This is a genomic window from Vibrio sp. OPT46, assembly GCF_015163535.1.
Lineage (GTDB): Bacteria > Pseudomonadota > Gammaproteobacteria > Enterobacterales > Vibrionaceae > Vibrio > Vibrio alginolyticus.
The window spans coordinates 903-1,380 of record NZ_JADDYG010000375.1; positions in this window are offsets into that span (position 1 = coordinate 903).

Sequence of the window (478 nt, forward strand, 5' to 3'; positions counted from 1 at the left end):
TGTTGGCAATGTCCTGGCGCTGGTGGACAACAGCCTTGAGCGGCAATACTTGGCGAGGCACGAGGCCTAGCATTGCAAGGGGTAAGTCCGGCGGGTGGGCCTCGGTGGCGACTAGGGGGAACCCCTGTTAGTGGAGAGAAATTCATAACCTGCAATAAAAAAGAACTCTATTGCAGGTCGATATTCTATTTAGATTCTATGCCGCCATTCGCTCGTATTGTGTGTTTAACACATTGTTAAGCCACTTACCAACCCATTCACCAACCCAACAAAAGGCCGAGTAAATCACCGACTGGCCCAAACATTCGTGGGCTAGTCCTACGGTCAGATCGCGAACGAATGATTCTGGTATTTGCTTGCACTTGGCATGCTCAACAGTCGTAAATAACCTAGCTAATTTACCATTGCTATGGATTAGAAATGGATCGGTAGATCGACACTTTTGGTATGATTTGGTTATGCACCCTACCTTTGTAGC